Origin of the sequence: Methylibium sp. (assembly GCF_013817365.1) — a bacterium.
In the GTDB taxonomy this organism is placed as follows: domain Bacteria; phylum Pseudomonadota; class Gammaproteobacteria; order Burkholderiales; family Burkholderiaceae_C; genus Methylibium.
Map to the genome: position 1 here is coordinate 1 of NZ_JACDCU010000258.1, position 5,986 is coordinate 5,986.

General features: G+C 68.1%; 5 protein-coding genes. 3 read left to right on the plus strand and 2 right to left on the minus strand.

The annotated features are described in order from the left end of the window. The first annotated feature begins 101 nt into the window (after positions 1-101). Entirely contained in the window at positions 102-998 is an 897-nt protein-coding gene (locus H0W38_RS14820; RefSeq protein ID WP_292455394.1) for an alpha/beta fold hydrolase, read from the plus strand. Here the strand turns inward: H0W38_RS14820 and H0W38_RS14825 are convergent. Both H0W38_RS14825 and H0W38_RS14830 read right to left on the minus strand, forming a co-directional pair. After that, positions 981-1,265, minus strand: coding sequence for a hypothetical protein (locus H0W38_RS14825; protein WP_292455397.1), 285 nt, complete (start codon positions 1,263-1,265; stop codon positions 981-983). The two genes, H0W38_RS14820 and H0W38_RS14825, sit on opposite strands and share 18 nt — an antisense overlap. 452 nt (positions 1,266-1,717) lie before the next feature. Beyond that, positions 1,718-2,800 carry a substrate-binding domain-containing protein gene (locus tag H0W38_RS14830; RefSeq protein WP_292455400.1) on the minus strand — a complete coding sequence of 361 codons (1,083 nt, stop codon included), beginning with the start codon at positions 2,798-2,800 and terminating at the stop codon, positions 1,718-1,720. A 124-nt stretch (positions 2,801-2,924) separates the two neighbouring features. Between H0W38_RS14830 and H0W38_RS14835 the strand changes: the two genes are divergently transcribed. Both H0W38_RS14835 and H0W38_RS14840 read left to right on the plus strand, forming a co-directional pair. Continuing rightward, positions 2,925-4,637 (plus strand): NADH-ubiquinone oxidoreductase-F iron-sulfur binding region domain-containing protein, encoded by a 1,713-nt coding sequence (locus H0W38_RS14835; protein WP_292455402.1) that lies wholly within the window; start codon positions 2,925-2,927, stop codon positions 4,635-4,637. A 48-nt stretch (positions 4,638-4,685) separates the two neighbouring features. Continuing rightward, a partial coding sequence (locus tag H0W38_RS14840; protein ID WP_292455404.1) for a 2Fe-2S iron-sulfur cluster-binding protein occupies positions 4,686-5,986 on the plus strand: 1,301 nt, incomplete at its 3' end.

The following is a 5,986-nucleotide window of genomic DNA, read 5'->3' on the forward strand; positions in this document are numbered from 1 at the left end:
GTCAACCGCCTGGCCAACGCCCTTGCGCAGCGGCTGAGCGGTCGTGCGGTGCAGCTCGCCTGAGCGACGGCTCTGCGATGCTGGCCCGCCTGCAGCGGTTTATGGTTGCTTCGATCGTGCTGGCGGCGCTCGCCTGGTTGGCGGGCGTCTGGGCGCTCGGGCACCCGTGGCTCGCCGTGGCGGGCTCCCTCTTCGTTCTTCTCGGCTACACGCTGGTGCTCGGCATCGAGTTCGTCATGCTTGCCTTCTTGCACCGAGACGACCCGACACCGCGCGCCAGCCCGTGGCAATTGCTGCGGGCCTGGTTCGGTGAATGCATCGTTGCGGCCCGGGTGTTCGGCTGGCGCCAGCCGTTCCGCTCTCGGGCGCTGCCCGATGTGCCGGGCCGCCCCGGCGTGCGCGGCATCGTGTTCGTGCACGGCTATCTGTGCAACCGCGGGCTTTGGAACCCGTGGCTGAAGCGCTGCGCCGCCGTCCGGCAGCCGTGCATTGCGGTGAGTCTCGAGCCGGTTTTCAGCGAACTCGACGCCTATGTGCAGGCCGTCGATCGTGCGGTGGAAAAACTGGAACGCGAAACCGGTTCAGCCCCGCTGTTGGTGTGCCACAGCATGGGCGGCCTGGTGGCTCGCGCTTGGCTGGGCAGCGCCGCGGATGCAGACTCGCGGGTTCACCATGTGTTCACGATCGGCACGCCTCATCAGGGCACCTGGCTGGCGCAGCTCAGCCGCACGGACAATGCACGGCACATGCGTCAGTCCTGCGATTGGCTGTGCCAGCTCGCGCAGCGCGAGCCGGCCAACCGGGCCGCCAACTTCACCTGCTTCTACGGGCATGCCGACAACATCGTGATCCCGCCCGCGGCCGCCATCCTGCCCGGTGCGGCGAGTCGCCACCTGTGCCATACCGCTCATGTGGCGATGGCGTTTCACACGGAAGTGATCAGCGAGGTTTCGCGCTGGCTAGATGCCGACGGCTCGCTCTCACGAGCGGCCGATTGACGCGCGAGCGCCCAAGCCAGCGAAATCAGACAAGCAGCCTGCTGCTAGGTGGTGCAGCGCGTGGCCGCTGATGACGCCGCCGCTGGCTGCCCAGATGGGCAGATCGGCCCAGTCAATGAACTCGGCCGACGCAAAAGGCAGCTGCAGCAACACGCTCCAGCCGTTCGTCAACTCGAGCGGTGTGCGCGAGTCGGTCAGACGGTGCTCGTCGGCAATGGCAGTCACGGGACCTAGGGCCAGCATGCCGACGACGCTGGCGAAGACCATCGCTCCCAGCAGGGCCAGCGCACAGCGGGTCGAGAGCTGCTTCGAAATCCGGGCGGCGCTTGGCGGTGTCCACCCGTTCGAGTTTGAGCCGTTGCACGAACCGGCGCATCCTTCCTGCGGGGGAGTTTCGAGAAGGACGGTGCATGGGCCGGTGCGGCCGAAGTGGCAGCGTGACCCCACGGCGCGGCACGAAGCGCTTGCGCAGCCCGCGTACAAGCCTGCTGCCGTTCAAGCCGCCGGGGCGAACTCCTTCTCACCCGTCGCCGAGCGGGGCTCGTTCGCCCTGGTCGTAAGTCACCGGAGCGACGCCCTGGTTGACGGCCTTGTCCGACGCGCCGGTATTAGGGTTCATGGCTTGTCGATGGCGAGCGCGCCGCGCCGCTCTGGTCGAGTTTGATCGCCGCCCTACGGCCGCCGCCCTTGGCAGCAATGCAGCTACATCGCTTGCAGGCTCAATGCGCCGGCAAGGCTTCGTCCACGCCCAACACTCGCCCCGTTTCGCCAGCGTCGTAGCCGACCAGCGAGGCCACCGAGGAGCGGTAGCGCGGTGATTGCATCAGCGCCAGCGCCTGCTTCATCAGGGGCTGCTGCAGCACGGCAGTAGGGACCGCCAAGTAATAACGCTCGCGCAACAACGGCAGGAAATGCAGGCCGAAGCGCTGCGCCGCCGTCTGCACGCCAACGCCCACATCGGCCATGCCGCTGGCGATGTAGGCCGCCACCGCGGCATGCGTGAACTCGGCGGTGGCGTAGCCGTTGATCTCGCCCGGCGCAATGGCCTGCTTGGCCAGCATCAGCTCCGTCAGCATGCGCGTGCCCGAGCCCTCGGGCCGGTTCACGAAGCGCACGTCGGCGCGTTTCAGATCGGCCAGCGAGCCGATCTTCAGCGGGTTTCCGGGGGCCACGAACAGGCCTTGCGAGCGCACTGCAAGATGCACCAGGCTGTGATCATTCGAGCGCAACCACTGCCGGTACCGGCGAGCCGCCGGGACCGCGAACTCGCCGATCGGCACATGAAAGCCGGCCAGGTCGCATTCGCCGCGCGCGAGCGCCGCAACCGACTCGATGCTGTTGCGGTAGCGGAGCTCGACGGGAATTTTCGCGGCCTCGAGCTGCTCGATCAGGCCGGCCACCGCGTAGCCGTGGCTGGCATGCAGCCGCAGCGCAACCGGCGCACGCGCCACCTGCGGCAGGGTGCGCTCTAGTTCATGTTCCAGCTCGGAGGCGAGCGACGAGAGCATCGGCGAAAGCCGCGCGGCGATGCGCCGGTCGGCCCAGATCAGCTTTTCGGCCAGCGGGGTCAAGGTGGAGCCACGGCCGCGACCGGCGTCCACCAGCGCATGACCGAACAGCGCCTCGGCGCGCTTGACCTGACCCCAGGCATGGCGATAGGAAAGCCCGGTGCTGCGCGCGGCTTGCGCAATTGCGCCACTCTCTTGAATGGCGGCCAGCAGCGCGAGCAGCGCCGTGGTGTCGACCGCGTCTTCGGCGTTGTGTGAAACGCCCCAGTGGGGCGTGATTTGTATACGCATCATCCGGCTGCCTCGTGCATATATTTTTTCAGCCATTGCGCTATCGTGGAGCAATCAGACGGTAGGGCGGCATATGTGTCCATTTGAGCATAGGCTGGCCGCCTGAAGCCCGAGGAATTGCCCGACCATGAACGCATCCGTGATCCCGATCCAAGCACTGCGCGACCCTGCCCGTCAGCTTCGCCGCAGTTCCGGCGAGCGGCCGGTCGACGCGCAGGCGCTGGCAGCGGTGAAAGCCTTGCTGGCGCAGCAGCCCTTGCGGCGCGATTTGCTCATCGAGCACCTGCACGCCATCAACGATCGCTACGGCCAGTTGCGCACCGATCACCTAGCGGCGCTCGCGCACTTGCTCAAGCTCTCGCAGGTGGAAGTGTATGAAGTCGCGAGCTTTTACCACCACTTCGACGTGGTTCGGCCCGATGCCGCCGGCGCTTTCGAGGCCCCGTCCGCGCTGACGGTGCGGGTGTGCGACGGCATCGCCTGCGAGCTGGCCGGCGCGCAGGATCTGCTGGCGCGGCTGCCGGCCCTGCTGGGCACCGAAGTGCGAGTGATTGCTGCGCCCTGCATCGGCCGCTGCGAGCAGGCGCCGGCGGCGGTGGTGCATCAGCATCCCCTGGCTCATGCCACGCTCGAGTCCGTGCAAGCCGCGGTGAAGGCCGGGGCGACGACCCACGAGCCTGCGCCCTACACCGGTCTGGCGAACTACCGCGAAGCCGGCGGCTATCGCACGCTGAGCGAATGCCTGTCGGGAGAGCGCTCGCTCGAGTCGGTGCTGCAGACCATGGAAAGCTCGGGCTTGCGCGGCCTCGGCGGCGCGGGCTTTCCGGCCGGGCGCAAGTGGCGCATCGTTCGCGGGCAGCCGGCTCCCCGGCTGATGGCGGTCAACATCGACGAGGGCGAGCCCGGCACCTTCAAGGACCGGCATTACCTCGAGCGCGACCCGCACCGGTTCATCGAAGGCATGCTGATCGCCGCCTGGGCGGTCGGCGTGGACGCCGTTTACGTCTATCTGCGTGACGAGTATCACGGCTGTCGGGCACTCCTCGAAACTGAACTGGCTGCGCTGAAAGCGAACCCGCCGATGCAGGGCATGCCGGTCATCGAGCTGCGCCGCGGGGCCGGCGCCTACATCTGCGGCGAAGAGTCCGCGATGATCGAATCGATCGAAGGCAAGCGCGGCATGCCGCGCCTGCGCCCGCCCTATGTGGCGCAGGTGGGCCTGTTCGGCCGGCCCACGCTCGAACACAACTTCGAGACGCTGTACTGGGTGCGCGACATCCTCGAAAAAGGCGGCGACTGGTTCGCCGGCCAGGGCCGCCACGGCCGCAAGGGTTTGCGCTCGTTCTCTGTGTCGGGCCGCGTGGCCAAGCCGGGCGTGCATCTGGCGCCGGCCGGCATCACATTGCGCGAACTGGTCGATGAGTACTGCGGCGGCATGCTGAGCGGCCACGAGCTCTATGCCTATTTGCCGGGCGGCGCCTCGGGCGGCATCCTGCCGGAAGCGCTGGCCGACGTGCCGCTCGATTTCGACACCCTGCAAGCGCACGGCTGCTTCATCGGCTCGGCCGCGGTGGTGGTGCTGTCGAAGCACGACCGCGCGACGGATGCCGCACGCAACCTGATGAGTTTTTTCGAGCACGAGAGTTGCGGCCAGTGCACACCGTGCCGTTCCGGCACCGCGAAGGTCCGCGAGCTGATCGCGAGCGACCGTTGGGATCTCGGCCTGATCGCCGAGCTCTCGCAAGTGATGCGTGACGCCTCGATCTGCGGCCTTGGTCAGGCCGCCCCGAACCCGGTCGACTGCGTCGTCAAGTATTTTCCCCACGAGCTGGCTTCCTGACCCGGGAAGCGCTCGGCACGGCAGTACCCCTGCCTTACCGGAGACCCCATGAACGCCCCTCTGATCTCACGACTGCTCGCACCCCAAGTGGCGACGGTGGAACTCACGCTCGACGGCCGCACGGTGACCGCGCGCGCCGACGAAACGATCTGGACCGTCGCCAAGCGCGAGGGCACGACGATCCCGCACCTGTGTCACAACGACCAGTTCGTGCCGGCCGGCAACTGCCGCGCGTGCATGGTCGAGGTCGATGGCGAGCGCACGCTGGCCGCCTCGTGCTGCCGCAGTGTGGCGGCGGGCATGAAGGTGCAGACCGAAAGTTCGCGTGCCGTTGCCGCGCGCAAGATGGTGCTCGAGCTGCTGATGAGCGACGCCGGCGCGACCACCGACGAATACACGAATGACTCGGAGCTGAGCCGCTGGGCAAAGACGGCGGGCGCTCCCGCCGGCCGGCTGCCGCAGCGCGAGCGCAGCTATGCAGCGCCCGACCTGTCGCACCCCGCCATCGCGGTCAACCTCGACGCCTGCATTCAGTGCACGCGTTGCATTCGCGCCTGCCGCGACGAACAGGGAAACGACGTGATCGGCCTGGCCTTTCGCGGCCCGCAGGCGCAGATCACCTTCGACGCGCTCACGCCGCTGGGCGAGTCGAGCTGCGTGGCCTGCGGCGAGTGCGTGCAGGCCTGCCCGACCGGCGCGTTGATGCCGGCCAAGGGCGTGGGCCTGCTCGAGGTGACGAAGAAGGTCGACTCGGTTTGCCCGTATTGCGGCGTCGGCTGTCAGCTCACCTGGAACGTCGGCCCGAACGAGAAGGGGGAAGAGCGCATCCACTTCGTCACCGGCCGCGACGGCCCGGCCAACCACGGGCGGCTGTGCGTCAAGGGCCGCTACGGCGTTGATTACATCCACAACCCGAAGCGCCTGACGCGCCCGCTGGTACGCCGGGAAGGCGTGGCCAAGGACCCGGCGGACATCGAGCGCGTCAAGCGCGGCGAGCTGCCGATCGGAAACCTGTTCCGCGAAGCGAGCTGGGAAGAGGCGCTCGATCTGGCCGCCGGCGGCCTGGCCCGCATCCGCGACGCTGCGGGCGCCGGATCGCAATCGGCGCTGGCCGGCTTCGGCTCGGCCAAGGGGAGCAACGAAGAGGCCTACCTGTTCCAGAAACTCGTGCGCCAGGCGATGCAAAGCTCGCACGTGGACCACTGCACACGTCTGTGCCACGCCAGCTCGGTCGCGGCGCTGCTCGAAGGCATCGGCTCCGGCGCGGTGAGCAACCCGGTGGCCGACGTGGCCGAGGCCGAGCTCATCTTCCTGATCGGCGCCAACCCGACCGTCAACCACCCGGTGGC